Origin of the sequence: Phyllobacterium sp. 21LDTY02-6 (assembly GCF_023554255.2) — a bacterium.
GTDB lineage: Bacteria > Pseudomonadota > Alphaproteobacteria > Rhizobiales > Rhizobiaceae > Phyllobacterium.
This window is the reverse complement of record NZ_JAMJWD020000003.1, coordinates 413,669-428,076: the sequence shown is the minus strand read 5'-3', so window position 1 is coordinate 428,076 and position 14,408 is coordinate 413,669. Positions and strand designations below refer to the sequence as shown.

Here is a 14,408-nt window from a genome sequence, read left to right as displayed (position 1 = left end):
ACAATGTTCAAAGGGAGGAATTAAATGTCGAATATCAAGACGATTGCACTGGCAGGTTTCCTTGGCCTGGCGCTCATGCCGGCGTTCGCGTTTGCGCAGGCCGACGATGATGACGATGACAATGCGGCCGGCGAAACCAAGGCCGCCGCGAAAGCAGATGCACCGGCCATCACCAGGGCAAGCAAGACCGTTCCCGAGCTGATCCTTGGTTCGAAGGACGACGAGTTCACGGTCAACCAGAAGGATTTCGAGCTCGTCGCCGGGCAAGGCTACCGTTGGAAGATCACGTCGGCCGCCGGTCTCGAATACAAGTTCATGACCGATCTTTTCCGCAATGTCTGGATGAACCAGATCGTCATCAACGATCTCGAGGTGCATATGAACGGCGCGCCGGCATGGCTGGAATTCGATTCGCCCGGCACCATCAATGTGCAGTTCACGGCGGTGCGTCCCGGAAAATATACCTGGTCGGTGCCGGACCTTGCCGACAAGGGCATGAAGGGCACGATCACCATCAAGTAAGGGCAATGGACATCAGGAAAGCATAGGCAGATGGGCGAGAGAGCCACGCTCAAGAACAATGTCGGCCAGATCGCGAACGACAGCCCGGTGGCGGCGCTGCGGCTGGCCGACGTGAACTATTCCTATGGTGCAAGGCGCGTGCTCCAGGACATTTCCTTCTCCATAGGTCCTGGACGCTTCGCGGCGCTTCTCGGGCTGAATGGAGCCGGGAAGACGACATTGTTCTCGCTCATCAGCCATTTGTTCGCGACGCCGAGCGGCAGCATCCAGGTCTTCGGCAACGATATCAACCGCAGGGCTGGAGAAGCCCTGCGCCACCTTGGCATCGTCTTCCAGGCAAGGACGCTCGACCTCGATCTGTCGGTGAACCAGAACCTTTCCTATCACGCCGCGCTGCACGGCATCCGTTCCGCCGATGCGAGGAAGCGCATCGAGGAACTGCTGCATTCGATCGACCTGCACGATCGCATCAACGACAAGGTGCGCAGCCTGTCGGGCGGCCAGATCCGCCGGGTCGAGATCATTCGCGCATTGTTGCACAGGCCATCGCTATTGCTGCTGGACGAGGCGACAGTCGGCCTCGATATCAAATCGCGGGCTGCAATCCTTGCCGATATAAGGCGCCTCGTCGAGGACACCGGCATCAGCGTATTATGGGCCACCCATCTGATCGACGAGATTGGCCAGGCCGATCAGGTCCTTGTCCTCAGCCAGGGCAGGCTCGTGGCGGACGGAACGGTGCAGGACATCGTGAACGAGGCCGGCGCGACGACGATCAATGAAGCGTTCTCGCGGCTGACGGGCGTTGTTCCTCTGAACCCAGGTAGCCGGCCATGACGAACGCGACCATATCCGCCGAAACCTATCAGCGTCATGGCTTCGGCCTGATGCAGTATCTCGTATGCCTGAAGGGCATTCTCGTCCGGGAGGGCCTCCGTTACCTGCACCAGCGCGAGCGGTTCGTTTCCTCGCTCGTGCGCCCGCTGCTGTGGCTCTTCATCTTTGCCGCCGGTTTCCGCCAGGTCCTTGGCGTGTCGATCATACCGCCATACCAGACCTATGTGCTTTATGAGGTATATATCACACCCGGACTGTGCGGGATGATCCTGCTGTTCAGCGGCATGCAATCCTCGCTCTCGATGGTCTACGACCGCGAGATGGGCAATATGCGCACGCTCCTGGTCAGCCCGTTTCCGCGCTGGTTCCTGCTTGTTTCCAAGCTTCTCGCCGGTGTCGTGGTTTCGATCGTCCAGGTCTACGCCTTTCTCTTGATCGCCTGGTTCTGGGGCGTCAAGGCGCCGGCCATCGGCTATCTGCTGATCCTGCCTGCGCTGTTCCTCGGCGGCATGATGCTCGGCGGCCTCGGCATGCTGCTCTCGTCGATGATCAAGCAGTTGGAGAATTTCGCCGGTGTCATGAACTTCGTGATCTTTCCGATGTATTTCGCCTCATCCGCTCTCTATCCCCTGTGGCGCGTGCAGGAGGCGAGCCCTCTTCTCTACAAGATCTGTCTTTTCAATCCGTTCACCTATGCCGTCGAACTCGTGCGATTCGCCTTCTACGGCCAGATCGAATGGGTATCGCTGGCCGTCGTTTGCGGATTCACCCTGCTTTTCATGGCTGGCGCGATCATCGCCTATGATCCGTCGCGCGGCCTGACGGTCCGAAAACAGGAAGGAGCACCGAATTGACCCGAACTCGCGCCATCGCGGCGAGTATTGTCGCCTATCTTGCCCTGTGCGGCACCGCATCCTCCGCCATACAGACGGATCCGACCTGGCCCTGCGTGCAACGCAAGGTGCCGGAATTGTCGGTCGCGCAAGTGTGGACCGGACCGGAACTTCCGGAATCCGCCGATGATTGGGACGACGATCCGCAGCTCCGGGCACTGGTGGATGAACTGGCGGCGCGGCGCAATCCGCTGGAAGACGCGCAACGAAAAATCGTCGAATTTGCCAAATCCCTGCCAAAAGATCAGGCAAATGCGAAACTTCTGCATCTGTTTCGAGGTGTTTTCGATACGCTCGACGGGCAGCGCAGGCAGATCATCTCCGGCATTGCGCGCTATGCCGACAAGCAGCGCGAGCTCGCCGATGATCTGCGCACCGAATCCTCGAAGATCGACGCCATGCGCGCCAAATCGGACGTTGATCCCGACGATCTCGACCGCGCCAATGAGCGGCTGACCTGGGAGACCCGCATCTTCGAGGAGCGGGTTCAGTCGCTGACCTATGTCTGCGAGGTACCGACGATCATCGAGCAGCGGCTCTACGGCCTGGCGAAGACCATCGAGCAATCGCTGCACAAAGACTAGACCGATCAGGCAGGCAGCGTGACCTTGCCGATGCGGCGATAGGTGAATTCCTCCGGCGCCCCGGCTTGCGTCGCATCGTCGATGAGCGCGGCCATGCGGGCATGGAGCGGCGACTTTATGCAGGCAGGATCGGTTGCGGCGGCATCGCCGGCGATCGCCATCGCCTGGCAGCGGCACCCGCCCCAGTCTATCTCGCGCCGGTCGCAGCTGCGGCACGTATCCGACATCCAGTCCGTTCCCCTGAAGGCGTTGAACGCCGGCGAATCCTGCCAGATCCGGCTCAGGCTCCAATCGCCGAACCGCTCGAACCGAAGGGTCTTTATCGTGGCGGCGGCGTGGCAGGGCAGAACCGTCCCGTCCGGCGCCACCATGAAGGCGTCCCTTGCCCAGCCACCCATGCACGGCTTCGGATAGACCGCGAAATAGTCGGGCGTCACGAAGTCGATCGCCATGATGCCCCGCAGCCGCTCCTTCGCATTCTCGACGATTTCGACCTGCCGTTCGACCGCCTCCCGGTCCGGCATGAGCGCCCGCCGGTTCAGCAGCGCCCAGCCCGCATATTGGACATTGGCGATTTCCAGGCGTTCGGCATCGAGGGAAAGCGCCAGCTCGATGAACTGGCCCACTTCCTCCATATTGTGCCGATGGATCGGCGCATTGATCGTCAGCGGCAGGCCGGCGGCACGAACGCGGCGCGCCGTATCGAGCTTCTTTTCATGTGCGCCCCGTGAATTGCCGATCTTCTCGGTCGTCGCCGCGACGGCGCCCTGGAAACTGAGCTGGATATGATCGAGACCGGCCTCCGCCAGTTCCTCGATGCGGCCTTCGGCAATGCCGACACCTGCCGTGATCAGGTTGGTATAGACGCCGCGGTCGGCAAGACAGGCCACGAGTTCCGCAAGATCCGTGCGCAATGTCGGCTCGCCGCCGGAGAGGTGCACCTGCAGGACGCCAAGCTCGGCCGCCTCGCTGAACAATGCGGTCCAGCCGGCGGTATCCAGCTCCATATTGGCTTTCAGAAGTTCCACCGGATTGGAGCAGTAGGCGCACTGCAACGGGCAGCGATGCGTCAGCTCTGCCAGCATTCCGATCGGCGGCAATACGGTACTTGTCATAGCGACACCAAAAACTTGTCGGACCATTCCTGCAGGAAACCGGTCACGTCAGGGGCAATCTCGTCTGCTTCCGCTGCATATTGCTCTGCCAGCACGGCAATCATCTCGCCGACGTCCCGATGCCCGTCGCAGAGCCGCAATATATCGAGACTTACCTCATTTGGCCAAAAAACCTTCTCGGGAGAGAGCAAGGCCCAGGCTGCGCGTATATTATCATATTGAAGCCGTACATGCGGCCGCAATCTCGGCCTCGACCGGGACGTGACAATGGCTCGGGCGCGGGCAGTGCCGGTCATCTCACCTCCGGCACGAAAGCGCCCGGCGGGACATGGCCATTCTCGCCATAGGCCTGCTGCAGCGCATCCAGCATGGCCCACAACACATCGCACTTGAAGACGAGGGCATCGATGACGCTCTGCTGCTTCTCGGCATTGTTCGCGTGTTTCATCACATAGGCGAGCGCAAAATCGGAATCCCGCGACGCCTGCTCCGGCCGCTTGTCGAAATAGGCGAGGATATCCCTGGTGACATAGTCATATTTCGCCAGCATCGCCGGAACGCGTTCGCCTATGATGACCGGCGAGAACAATTCGGTAAGCGAGGAGGCGACAGCCTCGAGGAAGGTGCGATTGACGCAAAAGTTTAGATAGGCACCGACAGCAAATCGCGTGGCCGGAAGAACGAGCCGCTCGCTTTTCACGACATCGATGTCGAGCCCAAGCCCGGTAGCAAGCTTCAGCCAGCGCGCGATGCCGCCATTCCAGCCATCATTGCCATCATGATCCTCGATGCGCTTGCGCCACTCCGCCCGGAACTCCGGATCTTCGGAGCGCATGATGATCGCCGCATCCTTGCGCGGGATGACCGACTGATAGGAATAGCGATTCAGCGCCCAGGCCTGCATCTGCCCCTTCGTCAGCGCACCGCTCATCATCTGATGGTGGAACGGATGACGATTATGATAGCGCGCGGCGCCGACGCTTCTCAGCACCTCTTCCAGTTGAGAGGGTGACAATCCTCCACGCGCGGCATCGCCGAACTCACTCAAAGCCAAACCTCCATGCCATCGAATGCAATTTTCCATCCCGCCTCGACGACCTGCGCATGCTCGGCCGAAGCGTCGTCGAGAACCGGATTGGTGTTGTTGATATGGACGAAGATCCTGTTGGCTATCGCAAGGTCCGACAGCGCGGCGATGGACCCGTCCGGGCCGCTCATGTGCACATGGCCCATGCGCGCTCCTGTCTTGGAGCCTATGCCGGCCTCGATCATCTCGTCGTCCGTATAGAGCGTTCCGTCGAAAAGCAGGCAATCCGCCCGCTGCAATCGCGCCTTGAGCTCGTCGTCCACACGGGCGCAACCGGGAATGTAGAATGCCGCCCTGTCGCCCTCATCGAGCGAGAGCCGCACCCCGACCGTATCGCCCTTTTCCGTGCCGAAACCCGTATCCGCCTTTGCCGCGTCCTCAAGGAACAGCGCCACCTTGCCCGGAACGTTGAAGGTTTCGACGACAAGGCCGGTCGGCGTCCCGGACGCGTCGAGCAGCTCGGTGACGGCGCCGATCTCGAGTTCGCGCCGCTGCACGACCGATGTGTCGAGGACGTTGAAGACGGAATTGGAGCGCAGCACGTCGAGGACGCGGCGGGTCGCATATAGCGCGAAAGGCTCCCGCTCCCGCAGGCTCAACAGGCCGGCGATGTGATCGACATCCGCATTGGTCAGAACAACGGCGCGTATGGGCGTCGACCGAAGCGGGCCATCGGGACGAGGTTGTATTTCCGGCGTTGCGGCAATCTGCTGCCTGATATCGGGTGAAGCGTTGAAGAGAACCCAGTCGGTGCCGTTCGCACTGGCCGCGAGACTGGACTGGGTACGGGGGCGAAATGCAGGATCGCCATTCCAAGCGCCGCGGCTGAGCCTGTAGTTGCAATTCCATTGGGGAAACCCGCCGCCAGCAGCGGAACCAATGATTTTCAAACGCAGCATGAGCTCATCTCCAGACGGCGAGCGTCTGCTATGCACTAGATCGCAGGTCGAGGCGAAACGCCCTGCGCGGGATACCACGCAGGGCGAGAGCCGGAGTCTATTTCTTTGCCTTCAGTTCAGCGGGCATGTAACGGGTGAGTTCCATACCAGCTGCAACCTGACACATGGTCGGCTTTGTCCAAGTCTTCTTCATGCGAGCCTCCTTCTACCAATGAATCACCGAGGTGATCCGCCATCATACGCCTCGTGGCGCAAGATCAAAATCACAAGGGTTTGTTCACCCTGGTGTCCTGCCCGGCTGCGATCCAGCCATCTGTACCCAGCGGATACCAGAACACGGCGGTGTAACCCCATTCGACTGCCCGCTTGGCCGCATTCCACGACATCCAGCAGTCCTTCATGCAATAGAACAGAACTTTTCGATCCTTGTTCCGTCCGAGATGCGCTTCAAGTCCATTGCGGAAATAGGTTTCCATCTCCTTGTTCAGAACCCCGTAGCCGACATTGGCGAGCCAGATGCTCCCCGGAATATCGCTGCGCACCTTCTCCTTCCACACGGTACCCACCGGCAGCTTGGCCGGTTTCGGATCATGCGGCAGGACGTCCACGAACAACGTTTCGCCCTTCTTCCACAAATCGATCGTCTCTTCGGTCGAGACGACCTTTGCCCCCTTCAGCGTAGCCGGAACCGGTGCCCGGTACGCCTCCATCCTGTATCCGTCAGGCTCGGCCGCTTTGTCGCTGCCCGCCAGTGCCGGACCGCCATTGAATGCGACCAGGAATAGTGCCGCAACAACATGATGCCTCGCGCATTCCCTCCCGCGCCTATTGTGTGATCGGCTTGTCATTTTCATCGATAAGCGGCACATGGAAGTCGAGCAGGATGCGATTGATCTCCTGCTGGTTCTCCCTGATGACCTTGTTCAACGTGCGTTTCCACTCCTGGTCCGAAGGGCGGACGCCCATGGTGATCCGGTAGATCATGTGGCCGCTCTTTTCCTTCGCCAGCGACACCACTGCCAGCTCAGGGTCCATCTTGTGTGCGTAATAGCCCGCCATCGGCCCCCAGAGGATGGCAACGTCTATCTCGCCCTTCAGAAGATCCTTGATCATGGCCTCGGCCATCGAGGGCGCCAGCCGCGTATCGACCATCAGCGGGTATGGCTGGACATTGCGCATATAGCCCACCTTGGCGAGATTGGCCGCGGGCGGGGTTCCGGCAACGACACCGATCCTCTTGTCCGCCAGTTTCCTGTCTTCAATGGTGGCCACATCGTCGAGACCCGCGCCCTTCTTGAAGATCATCACATAGGTCGAGCGGTAATAGGCATTGGTGTTCTGCACCAGCTCGTCGCCCTGCGCATAGCCCATGATGATATCGCAGCGGTTCGAGCGCAGCGTATTGCGCACGAAGCCGGTTGCCATCGGATACCAGGTGTAGCTGACCGACTTTCTTCCCGTCTTGGCGGCAACGAGATCCGCCAGTCTGTTCTCGAACCCGCCGCCGGACTGATCGGAGAAGGGCATGTTCGACGGATCGGCGCAGACGCGCAGCACATTGGGATCGACCAGTTCGCCGGCTGATCCGAGGCCCGCTCCCTGGGCCGACGCCGCGGTGGCTGCGGCAGCGGCCATCGCGGCCGCGAAAAGAGCGGAGAACAATGTCCTGGCGAGACTGTGCCGACGCGTCATTCTAGCCACCCATACATGATTTTTCCGCCTCTTTGGCGGCTTCCGGCTTGTCGGCATGCTTTGCCGGGCGGCCCCGCGGCAGATCGCCGACGGCGCGCGCGCGCAGATAGACGTAAAGATCGTCCATGTAGCAGTAGACGTTCTTGTTGTCGCCGAAGGCCGGCATCACCTTTTCATTGCCGCTGCTGAGGTTCTTGCGTCCCCCCGCGACGATCGACATGAAATCCGCATAGGGCATGTTCTTCAAGGATTCCGCCAATGCCGGCGCGAACGACGATCCCGCCCCATCGGCACCATGGCAGACATTGCATTCGGAGTTGAAACGCCGGTAACCGCTATAGGTATACCAGTCGACCGACCCGTCGCCGTCAATCTTGAATGTCGGGTTTCCTTCCTTGTCCGCATGCTTGCCATTGTCCTCGGACACCGCAGCAGCGGCTTCCTTGTCATCGGCCAGGACACTGCCTTGCGTAGCAAGCATGGCAATGGCCGCGGCTACGGCAAGTAGTCTTGTTCTGATCGGCATTCCGTATCCTCGCATTCCACCGTCAAGCAACGTTGAGCGATGCCAGTCCAGCGGTTGGTTTGATCGACATTTTCCCGGTGACACAAAGGGGCCCGGCATCAAAGCCGGGCGCCTTGTTCTCGCGCCTTCAGTTCCCGATCAATCGGGAACCGTGAATACGGTCAATTGACCGCCCAAGGCCGTATAGTCGGAAAGTCCGGCATAGCCACCGACGGCACCGAGACCGTCCGTGCCCTTTGTCAGGCCGGCGGCAAGACCAATTCCCGCCCATCCGCCAACGCCGGAAAGAACGGCAACATATTGCTTGCCCTTGTGCTCATAGGTCGTCACGTTGCCGATGATGCCGGAAGGAGTCTTGAACTTGTAGAGTTCCTTGCCGTCCTTATCGACCGCCTTGAGGTAGCCTTCAAGCGTGCCGTAGAACACGACATCGCCATCCGTCGCCAATGCCCCGGACCAGACCGAGAACTGCTCCGGCTTGGACCAGACGATTTCGCCTTTCGCCGCATCCCATGCGATGAAATTACCCATGCCGCCATGGCTGTTCGGTGCCGGGTACATGGAAAGCGTCGCGCCGATATAGGGCTGTCCTGCCGTATAGCTCACGCGATAAGGCTCGTAATCCATGCAGACATGGTTGGTCGGTACGTAGAAGAGCTTGGTCTTTGGCGAGAAGGTGGCAGGCTGCTGGTCCTTGGTGCCGAGAGCAGCAGGGCAGATGCCTGTCGTATTGACGTCTTCGCCCTGTTTCGCGGTCGAGTACTTGTCGACGACGGTAGGCCGGCCATAATCCTTGCTGCTCTTGTCCATGACGACCTCGGTCGCCCAGTTGACAGCAGGGTCATACTTCTTGGCAACAAGCAGCTCGCCGGTTTCACGATCGAGCGTATAGGCGAAGCCATTCCGGTCGAAGTGAACGAGGACAGCCCGATCTTTCCCGTCGATGGGAATATCGGCCAGGATCATCTCGTTGACGCCGTCATAATCCCACTCGTCGTGGGGCGTCATCTGATAGAGCCATTTCGCCTGACCGGTATCGGCATCGCGCGCCATGATGGTCATCGACCATTTGTTGTCACCGGGACGCTGGCTCGGGTTCCATGTGGACGGGTTACCCGTGCCATAATAGATCAGGTTGAGCTTCGCATCGTAGGAGTACCAACCCCAGGTTGTTCCGCCGCCGATCTTCCACTGGTCGCCTTCCCAGGTCTTGGTGCTGGAGTCCTTGCCGACCGGCTTGCCGAGTTCCGTGGTCTTTTCAGGATCGATCAGAGTCTCCTCGTCCGAACCCATGGACCATGCGCGCCAGGCCTGCTTGCCGTCCTTGATGTTGTAGGCGGTCAAAGCGCCGCGGACGCCGAATTCGCCGCCGGAGATACCGACGATGACCTTGTCCTTGACGACCATCGGGGCGGAAGTTCCCGATTCACCCTTGCTGCCGTCGGCTGCTTCGCCGTTTTTCACCGACCATACGGGCTTGCCTGTTTTCGCATCGAGAGCGACAAGCGTCGTATCGGCCTGGTAGAGGAAGATCTTGCCATCGCCATAGGCGACGCCGCGATTGACCGTATCGCAGCACATGATCGGAATGACGTTCGGATCCTGTTTCGGCTCGTACTTCCATAGAATCTTGCCGTCATTGTTCAGGTCAAGCGCATAGACCGTGTTCGGGTAGGGCGCATGAACATACATGATGTCGCCGATGATGAGCGGGCCGCCTTCATGGCCACGCAGCACGCCTGTAGAGAACGTCCAGGCGACCTGAAGATTCTTGACGTTATCCTTGTTGATCTTATTGAGCTTTGAGTAACGGGTATTCGCATAGTCGCCGGTCTGGATTGCCCAGTCCTTCGAATTCGAGATCAGAGCCTGCAGATCGTCATTGGCCAGTGCACCTCCCGCCAATGAGACCGACATGGTACAGACTGCCAGCGCTCGCATGAAATTCTTGTGTACACGCATTTTGAATCCTCCCTATGTTCACATCAATGAACCATCGGACGGAGCTGGTTTTAAAGCAGCGGTCCGCTCCATTAGCTCACGCAAATGGGGAAGTATTTCCGGCAGCGTGTCACGACCTAAGCCAGGCGCGCAGAGGGCACCGTTACTGCCCACCCCGCTTGGCCTACGAAGACTGTCACCACTCCCTTGACGGTAACGTCCTTGAAGCCGGAAACAAGATGACGATAGGAGAAAGATTTAGATTAGGCAAGCGTGTTTCTTACTTTATATTTTTCGCATTGCGAAATGTATTTGCTGCATTGCAGCATATTGCTGCTGGCCGAGTAAACATTTCGCAGCCTGCCTCGACAACATTAATTGATACTTGAGTGGCCGAAAATTCTTGCCATGTATTATTTGGGTTTGCTATTTATCTGGGAAATTTATGTCTCCTGCCCGGAGGACGCCGATGTCCCATCTTTCTCGTCTTGTCGCGCCGCTTGTGTTCGCAGTAGCAGCAATTCACACGGTTGCTCCGGCCAGTGCGGCCACTGATTATCCGACTTCGACACTGGCGGAATATGTCTATGGCTGCATGAAGGCCAACGGCGAAAACCGCGATATGCTTCAGCGGTGCTCCTGTTCGATCGACGTGATTTCGTCCGTCATCACCTACGATCATTATCTGGCTGCCGAAACCTACAAATCCATGGGCCTGGTCCCGGGCGAGAATGGCGTCCTCTTCCGGGAGAGCGCTCCGGCGAAGGCCTCGATCACCGAGCTCAAGCGCGCCCAGGCCGAAGCGGACATACGCTGCTTCTAGTGAGCCTTTCGAATCGGAAGTTCATCTGACACTGCTGCAATGCTGTCGTGAACTTCAGATTCGGATCACTAGCCTTTCGGGCCATTGATTCGCGCCTTCCGCTCAGAGGCTCGACGTTGCTACGGGCCATTCGTTCTCGAACTTCTTGCCTTCGGTATCCGCCGCCTCGACCTTGATATCCTCGCCCGGCTTCGCATCGAACTCGAAGCGAAAATTCGGGTCTTCGGAGATAGAAATCCCGCCTTCCATCGACATGATCAGCCGGTCTCCCTGAGACACGGTGAGCCCCTGGATGAAATGGGCCGGGATATAATACCGTGTCACCTGATCCATCTGCAGCCCGGAATTGTTCGGGTGCCTTATCATCAGCTGCATGTCGGTGACGCGCGTCATCGATGTGGACGACAGCGTCTTCGACGAGAATACCCGCAATTTCATCTTGCCGAGATTGGCCATGGCCTCGTCGGCATTCTTGGTGGCCGGCGCCGAACAGCCTCCGGACGCCTTCACGAAAGCCTGGGTCATGTGAAGCTTGCCATCCTCGGTCTCGGCGATGGCGCGGACATAGGAATAGGCGTTGACGCGCAGCCGCGTCGCCAGATGGGTCACGCCGGCATCGGGCCCGAACTTGAACACCGCCGCGACCGGCGCGGGATTCTCGTCGACGATCAGCGTGACAGCCTTGATTCGCTGGTCCTTGGCTGTGTTGAAGCGCAGGTCCACCGGCACGATCGCGGCGTCCTCGGCGCGCTTCGGCGCTTCGATACTGATAATTCCGCCGTCATTTCCGATAGGTCGCTGCCCGAAAACATCGCCTTTCAGCGAATTCCAGGTGGCATCGCCCGGACTGGACGTGTCTTCGGCGACTGATGGTTGGGAAACGAGGACACCAGCGACAGCCAAGGCCGCAATGATGATATCGCGGCGCTGCAGGATCATTTTCTCGAACATTCATGCCTCCACCAATAGGACTGGCGGTGCCCGGCTCTGCCCGTCATTGTAGCACTTATCCGGGCGGCGGCAATGGCATCATTGCCATTCAAGCTCCGCATAGGCGGCCGTCGCATTGCGCTGATTATAGTCGTCGAAGAGCTGCCAATTGCCGCGCTCGCTCTCGCCTGCTGTTTTCACTGCCTCCATCATCGGCACTCCTTCGCGGATCGCCTTGCGGACATCGCCGATCAGCACGTCGAAATAGCGCTTTTGCCGCTCGAGCGCGTCCGGCCAGGGCGACGGAACGGGCCCATGGCCCGGCACCGCCATGCTCGCCTCGATGGCCCGCAACATATCCAGCTGCCCGACCCATCCAAGCAGGGAACCGTCAAGCGTCGGCAAGTGCTCGGCAAAGCACAGGTCGCCGGTGAAAAGCACCTTGGTCTTCTGGTCGAATACGGTCAGGTCATTGTCCGTATGGGCCGGCTTCCAGGATTGAAGAGTAAGTTTACGCTTACCTACATCCAGTTCTTCGACGGCGGCCACGAGTCTTGTCGGCAGCACGATGCGGATATCCTGCATCAGCTCGGCGCCCATGCTGCTCCGATAGCTCTCCAGATAATAATCACCGCGGCTTTCGAGGGCCCGGCGCAAATTCCGGTGGCCGACGATCGTCACTTTTTCCGCGTCGAAAGCGCCATTGCCGAAGATATGATCCGGATGCATGTGGGTATTTATCAGATAGCGTATGGGCCTGTCGGTCCGGGCTCTGATGGCATCGATGAGCGCCCTGCCCTCGGCGACGCTGCCACCGCTGTCGATCACCGCGACGGCGTCCTCGCCGATGACGAAGCCGAGATTGCAGATCTCGCCGCGATTGCCGCCATTCATCATCGCCGGCACTCCCGCGAAGGCGAAGACGCCATCCGCAATCTGCTTGACCGGCAATGCGCCCGCCGCGCCTGTCTTCGCATATGCCGCTCCGGTCCCGCACAGGCTGCAGAACGCGGCGACCTTGAGGAAGTCTCTCCGGTTCGCCCGAATCATGATCCGGGCTCCGGTGCGAGGAATTGTTTGCGGAACGACCGCCGCAGATCGTCTCTCGCCTTCTCGTCGCGCTCGCGCCGCGGCACCGTGATATCGAACACGCCGACGACCTTCGCCGGGCGGGGCGACAGCACGATGATGCGGTCCGACAGCATGATGGCCTCGTCGAGATCATGGGTGACCATCAATGCCGTCGTCGGCCGTTCCGACCAGACCGACAGCAGCAGGTTCCGCAATTGCTGCGCCAGCGCCTGGTCCAGCGAGACGAAGGGCTCATCCAGCAAGAGCACGTCAGGCTCGATGGCGAGCGCCCTTGCAATCGCCACGCGGCGCGCCAGACCGAGCGAGAGCTCACCCGGATAAAACGAGCGCAGGTGGTCAAGGCCGAGGATTTCGAGCAACAGGTCGAGATTGGCATCCTTCCGATGCCCGGGCAGCGCCAGCCTTATATTCTGCTCGACGGACCGCCACGGCAGCAGCGTCGGCTCCTGGAACACGGCGCCGACGCGTGGATCAGGCCAGTTCGGCAGCCGCACCGAACCGCCATAGTCACCGTCAAGCCCCATGAGAATGCGAAGTATCGTGGTCTTGCCACAGCCCGACGGGCCAAAGATGCAGGCGAACCTGTTCTCCGGAACATCGAAATGCAGGTCGCGCAGGACGTCGATCCTTTCACCCGTGGCGGAGGAGAAGGATTTCTGCTCGACATGGACTTCAAGCCGCGCGGCGGCGCCAGCGTGTTGATGTGCGTTCAAGGGGTTGCACCACCATCAATTCGATTGAAAGCATCACAGCGACGAATGCCAATGTATAGGCGAGAATTGCCGCAACATCGAAGAGCTGGAAAAAGAGGTTGATCTGGAAGCCGACACCATTGGACCTGCCCATCAGTTCGACGACGAGCACGATCTTCCAGATGAGCGAAATGCCCGACCGAGACGCGGCGGCGATGTAGGGTTGCAGCTGCGGCATGAGAATGTGCCGGAACCGGTCGAAGCCGCCGAAGCGATAGACGCTGGCCATTTCGGCATAGCGCGGATCGAGCGCCCGGGCGCCTTCGCGCATGGTCACCGCGACATTCGGGATCTTGTTCAGCGCCACCGCGCCGATCGCGGCGGCTTCGTTGAGCCCGAACCAGATATAGGCGAGCACGATGATCACCAGCGCGGGAATATTGAGGAAGAGGATGAGCCAGGGATTGAAGAACTGGTCGGCCCGCCGGTGCATGCCGAGAAAAATGCCGATGGCAGCGCCGATGATCATGGCGAGGAGGAACGAAGCCGCCACCCGCCAAAGCGTTATGGCCAGATGGTAAGGCAGGTCGCCGCTGGCCATCTCGCCGAGGAACGTCTGCCACACCAGCAGCGGCGGCGGAAACGAGCGCGTCGGCCAGAGCGTGGCGCCGAGCTGCCATGCCACAAGCAGCGCCGCGAAGGACAGGAGCACCATCCAGATCGGCGCCGCGGCTTGCTCTCCCATCGACCGTCCCAGCGGCCGTCCCAGCGGTTT

General features: G+C 59.8%; 18 protein-coding genes. 5 read left to right on the top strand and 13 right to left on the bottom strand.

Going from position 1 to position 14,408, the window contains the following annotated elements:
* Window positions 1-24: 24 nt before the first annotated feature.
* The 4 genes from M8997_RS13455 to M8997_RS13440 are packed head-to-tail and all read left to right on the top strand — an operon-like array spanning window position 25 to window position 2,836.
* A complete protein-coding gene (locus M8997_RS13455) occupies window positions 25-522 on the top strand; it encodes a hypothetical protein (protein ID WP_250018905.1) in 498 nt (165 codons plus the stop codon).
* A 30-nt stretch (window positions 523-552) separates the two neighbouring features.
* Window positions 553-1,359: an ATP-binding cassette domain-containing protein gene (locus M8997_RS13450; protein ID WP_250018906.1), complete on the top strand. Its 807-nt coding sequence runs from the start codon at window positions 553-555 to the stop codon at window positions 1,357-1,359.
* On the top strand, window positions 1,356-2,213 hold the full coding sequence (locus tag M8997_RS13445) for an ABC transporter permease (protein WP_250018907.1): 858 nt from the start codon (window positions 1,356-1,358) through the stop codon (window positions 2,211-2,213). The genes M8997_RS13450 and M8997_RS13445 overlap by 4 nt, the downstream gene beginning before the upstream one ends.
* Window positions 2,210-2,836, top strand: coding sequence for a hypothetical protein (locus M8997_RS13440; RefSeq protein WP_250018908.1), 627 nt, complete (start codon window positions 2,210-2,212; stop codon window positions 2,834-2,836). The genes M8997_RS13445 and M8997_RS13440 overlap by 4 nt, the downstream gene beginning before the upstream one ends.
* 5 nt (window positions 2,837-2,841) lie before the next feature.
* Here the strand turns inward: M8997_RS13440 and pqqE are convergent, their stop codons facing one another.
* The 9 genes from pqqE to xoxF5 form a co-directional block, all read right to left on the bottom strand.
* Entirely contained in the window at window positions 2,842-3,951 is a 1,110-nt protein-coding gene (gene pqqE, locus M8997_RS13435) for a pyrroloquinoline quinone biosynthesis protein PqqE (protein ID WP_250018909.1), read from the bottom strand.
* Window positions 3,948-4,247 carry a pyrroloquinoline quinone biosynthesis peptide chaperone PqqD gene (gene pqqD / locus M8997_RS13430; protein ID WP_250018910.1) on the bottom strand — a complete coding sequence of 100 codons (300 nt, stop codon included), beginning with the start codon at window positions 4,245-4,247 and terminating at the stop codon, window positions 3,948-3,950. Before pqqD ends, pqqE begins: the two co-directional genes overlap by 4 nt.
* Window positions 4,244-4,999: a pyrroloquinoline-quinone synthase PqqC gene (gene pqqC, locus M8997_RS13425; RefSeq protein WP_250018911.1), complete on the bottom strand. Its 756-nt coding sequence runs from the start codon at window positions 4,997-4,999 to the stop codon at window positions 4,244-4,246. The genes pqqD and pqqC overlap by 4 nt, the downstream gene beginning before the upstream one ends.
* A complete protein-coding gene (gene pqqB, locus M8997_RS13420) occupies window positions 4,996-5,937 on the bottom strand; it encodes a pyrroloquinoline quinone biosynthesis protein PqqB (RefSeq protein ID WP_371929574.1) in 942 nt (313 codons plus the stop codon). Before pqqB ends, pqqC begins: the two co-directional genes overlap by 4 nt.
* Before the next feature lie 97 nt (window positions 5,938-6,034).
* Window positions 6,035-6,130 carry a pyrroloquinoline quinone precursor peptide PqqA gene (locus M8997_RS13415; RefSeq protein WP_250018912.1) on the bottom strand — a complete coding sequence of 32 codons (96 nt, stop codon included), beginning with the start codon at window positions 6,128-6,130 and terminating at the stop codon, window positions 6,035-6,037.
* A gap of 70 nt (window positions 6,131-6,200) precedes the next feature.
* On the bottom strand, window positions 6,201-6,785 hold the full coding sequence (locus M8997_RS13410) for a PQQ-dependent catabolism-associated CXXCW motif protein (RefSeq protein WP_371929573.1): 585 nt from the start codon (window positions 6,783-6,785) through the stop codon (window positions 6,201-6,203).
* Complete coding sequence (locus tag M8997_RS13405; protein WP_250018913.1) at window positions 6,763-7,629, bottom strand: substrate-binding domain-containing protein; 867 nt, start codon at window positions 7,627-7,629, stop codon at window positions 6,763-6,765. Before M8997_RS13405 ends, M8997_RS13410 begins: the two co-directional genes overlap by 23 nt.
* Window position 7,630: 1 nt before the next feature.
* A complete protein-coding gene (locus M8997_RS13400; protein ID WP_250018984.1) occupies window positions 7,631-8,110 on the bottom strand; it encodes a c-type cytochrome, methanol metabolism-related in 480 nt (159 codons plus the stop codon).
* Window positions 8,111-8,293: 183 nt separating this feature from the next.
* Window positions 8,294-10,096 (bottom strand): lanthanide-dependent methanol dehydrogenase XoxF5, encoded by a 1,803-nt coding sequence (gene xoxF5, locus M8997_RS13395; RefSeq protein WP_250018985.1) that lies wholly within the window; start codon window positions 10,094-10,096, stop codon window positions 8,294-8,296.
* Window positions 10,097-10,565: 469 nt separating this feature from the next.
* Between xoxF5 and M8997_RS13390 the strand changes: the two genes are divergently transcribed.
* Window positions 10,566-10,919, top strand: a complete 354-nt coding sequence (locus tag M8997_RS13390; protein ID WP_250018914.1) for a hypothetical protein — start codon at window positions 10,566-10,568, stop codon at window positions 10,917-10,919.
* Between the two features lie 102 nt (window positions 10,920-11,021).
* Here M8997_RS13390 and M8997_RS13385 read toward each other — a convergent pair whose 3' ends face one another.
* From M8997_RS13385 to M8997_RS13370, 4 genes are all read right to left on the bottom strand, one after another.
* Window positions 11,022-11,870 carry a quinoprotein dehydrogenase-associated SoxYZ-like carrier gene (locus M8997_RS13385; RefSeq protein WP_250018915.1) on the bottom strand — a complete coding sequence of 283 codons (849 nt, stop codon included), beginning with the start codon at window positions 11,868-11,870 and terminating at the stop codon, window positions 11,022-11,024.
* Between the two features lie 78 nt (window positions 11,871-11,948).
* Window positions 11,949-12,899: a quinoprotein relay system zinc metallohydrolase 2 gene (locus M8997_RS13380; protein ID WP_250018916.1), complete on the bottom strand. Its 951-nt coding sequence runs from the start codon at window positions 12,897-12,899 to the stop codon at window positions 11,949-11,951.
* Window positions 12,896-13,654, bottom strand: coding sequence for an ABC transporter ATP-binding protein (locus M8997_RS13375; RefSeq protein WP_250018917.1), 759 nt, complete (start codon window positions 13,652-13,654; stop codon window positions 12,896-12,898). Before M8997_RS13375 ends, M8997_RS13380 begins: the two co-directional genes overlap by 4 nt.
* Window positions 13,614-14,348, bottom strand: a complete 735-nt coding sequence (locus M8997_RS13370; RefSeq protein WP_250018986.1) for an ABC transporter permease — start codon at window positions 14,346-14,348, stop codon at window positions 13,614-13,616. Before M8997_RS13370 ends, M8997_RS13375 begins: the two co-directional genes overlap by 41 nt.
* Between the last annotated feature and the right edge of the window lie 60 nt (window positions 14,349-14,408).

Excerpts from the sequence above, each read along its gene's own strand:
- M8997_RS13380 (WP_250018916.1), bottom strand. The coding sequence starts at position 12,899 with ATGATTCGGGCGAACCGGAGAGACTTCCTCAAGGTCGCCGCGTTCTGC.
- pqqB (WP_371929574.1), bottom strand. The coding sequence starts at position 5,937 with ATGCTGCGTTTGAAAATCATTGGTTCCGCTGCTGGCGGCGGGTTTCCC.
- xoxF5 (WP_250018985.1), bottom strand. The coding sequence starts at position 10,096 with ATGCGAGCGCTGGCAGTCTGTACCATGTCGGTCTCATTGGCGGGAGGT.
- M8997_RS13415 (WP_250018912.1), bottom strand. The coding sequence starts at position 6,130 with ATGAAGAAGACTTGGACAAAGCCGACCATGTGTCAGGTTGCAGCTGGT.
- M8997_RS13405 (WP_250018913.1), bottom strand. The coding sequence starts at position 7,629 with ATGACGCGTCGGCACAGTCTCGCCAGGACATTGTTCTCCGCTCTTTTC.
- pqqD (WP_250018910.1), bottom strand. The coding sequence starts at position 4,247 with ATGACCGGCACTGCCCGCGCCCGAGCCATTGTCACGTCCCGGTCGAGG.
- M8997_RS13455 (WP_250018905.1), top strand. The coding sequence starts at position 25 with ATGTCGAATATCAAGACGATTGCACTGGCAGGTTTCCTTGGCCTGGCG.
- M8997_RS13370 (WP_250018986.1), bottom strand. The coding sequence starts at position 14,348 with ATGGTGCTCCTGTCCTTCGCGGCGCTGCTTGTGGCATGGCAGCTCGGC.
- M8997_RS13390 (WP_250018914.1), top strand. The coding sequence starts at position 10,566 with ATGTCCCATCTTTCTCGTCTTGTCGCGCCGCTTGTGTTCGCAGTAGCA.
- pqqE (WP_250018909.1), bottom strand. The coding sequence starts at position 3,951 with ATGACAAGTACCGTATTGCCGCCGATCGGAATGCTGGCAGAGCTGACG.
- M8997_RS13410 (WP_371929573.1), bottom strand. The coding sequence starts at position 6,785 with ATGACAAGCCGATCACACAATAGGCGCGGGAGGGAATGCGCGAGGCAT.
- M8997_RS13445 (WP_250018907.1), top strand. The coding sequence starts at position 1,356 with ATGACGAACGCGACCATATCCGCCGAAACCTATCAGCGTCATGGCTTC.
- M8997_RS13385 (WP_250018915.1), bottom strand. The coding sequence starts at position 11,870 with ATGTTCGAGAAAATGATCCTGCAGCGCCGCGATATCATCATTGCGGCC.
- M8997_RS13450 (WP_250018906.1), top strand. The coding sequence starts at position 553 with ATGGGCGAGAGAGCCACGCTCAAGAACAATGTCGGCCAGATCGCGAAC.
- M8997_RS13400 (WP_250018984.1), bottom strand. The coding sequence starts at position 8,110 with ATGCTTGCTACGCAAGGCAGTGTCCTGGCCGATGACAAGGAAGCCGCT.